This is a genomic window from Bacillus sp. GMs2/2 (genome assembly GCF_050172095.1).
GTDB classification, from domain to species: Bacteria; Bacillota; Bacilli; order Bacillales; family Bacillaceae_G; genus Bacillus_A; species Bacillus_A cereus.
In genome coordinates this window covers 1-1,608 of record NZ_JBNLYE010000620.1, presented here as the reverse complement: position 1 = coordinate 1,608, position 1,608 = coordinate 1, and the positions used below count along the sequence as shown (strand labels likewise).

The following is a 1,608-nucleotide window of genomic DNA, read 5'->3' as shown; positions in this document are numbered from 1 at the left end:
ATAAAAAAATTACAAAACAATTCGAGCCCTTATATTTAGAATAAACACAAAAAATTGCCACCAGTTAGCTTAACTGGTTGGCAATTTTTTAACGAGAATGCTTTACAAATAGTTGAATTGCTTCTTCTGGTACATAGTACTTTCCATTACTCTCTACAATAATACTTCTTAATTCATACCCTTTACCATTGATACGAATTATATTTTTGTTACCAAATAATTGTGCTTCTACTTTATTATGTTTTACTACGAGTAACGGGTTTGCTCCTTCGGTTTTGTCGGCTGTTACAGTTGCACCGATTTTCTTAAAGGCTTGTTCACTCTCTAAAAATATTTTATTCGTTACTTCTTCTAAGTTAAAGCCCATCGCTTTCGCCATCGTCTTCGCAATGTCTGTATTTTGGATTAAGCCTTCTGGTTTTTGAGGTCCATAAGAATGTAAGAATACATCCTCACCTGTATGTCCTCCTGTCGTAAAGCCGATATTTGCACGATTAGCCAATAATGTAGTAAAAATTCGTCCTACATCCATTTTCTTTTTTGCCACTTTTAATTGTTCTTTTTCATCATGAGTTAGATTATCCAAACCGTATAGTTTAGCTACATCTTCTACATTTGATAAATCAGATTTCAGTTTATTTATAGTTCCTTCAAGTGTCATTTTCGCCTTTTTCAATGGATCAATGTATACAGAAACCGGTGTAGTATTGTATCCTTTTGTCGTATTCCTATTCCCTATAGAGATGCCGCTGTTACCATGATCAGTTAAAGCGATGAGCATCGTATCCCCATCTTTCTTCGCAAATTGTAACGCCTTTGCTACCGCTTCATCAAATGCTAATACATCACTAATCATCCCAATTGGATCATTAGCATGAGCTGCCCAATCAGGCTTACTACCTTCTACGAATAAAAAGAAGCCATCTTTATCTTTTGATAATGTTTGAATTGCTTTTTCTGTCATTTGAGAAAGTGTTGGTTGTTCTGGATTTGTTGCTATACGATCCATATCAAACGCAAGAGCATGATGTGAGAAAGAGCCCCAAATTTTATTAGATTTGGAGTTCAATAACGCATCTTTCGTTTCAACGAAATCGTATCCTTTGTCTTGAATCACCTTTACTAAATTTTCACCATCTTTTCGGATTCCATTACTTTTCATAGGTAACAGCGCCGCTTTTCCCCCGCCTAATACGACATCTATATTTTGATATACTTGCTGCTTCGCAATTACGTCAAAATGTTTGCGATTGACATGGTGAGCAGAGAATCCGGCCGGAGTAGCATGCTGAATTTCAGATGTAGCAACAATGCCAGTTGCACGACCAGTACATTTTGCGCCTTCTAATACGTTTGCGACCGGCCGTAACTTTTCTTCTTCTTTTATTGGCTGTAAGCTAGGCGAACTTACAATAGAAGGTAATATACCTACATATCCTGAATTCGATTTATTTCCAGTTGCTAAAGCTGTTGCTGCTGGCGCTGAGTCTGTAATAGCTGATTCCGCCGAAAACGTACGAACACCTCCTGTTACAATTTGATCTAACGTAAGCGGTGCCCCTTTATACCAGCGAGCCAATGTTGTCGCCGTTGAACTCGTTCCGTCCA

The 1,608-nt window shown here is 37.7% G+C and carries 1 protein-coding gene; it reads right to left on the bottom strand.

The window, feature by feature from the left end; genetic code table 11:
* Window positions 1–88: 88 nt before the first annotated feature.
* Window positions 89–1,608: alkaline phosphatase (locus ACQGS6_RS28030; RefSeq protein ID WP_426965995.1), on the bottom strand; the 1,520-nt coding region annotated here is incomplete at its 5' end.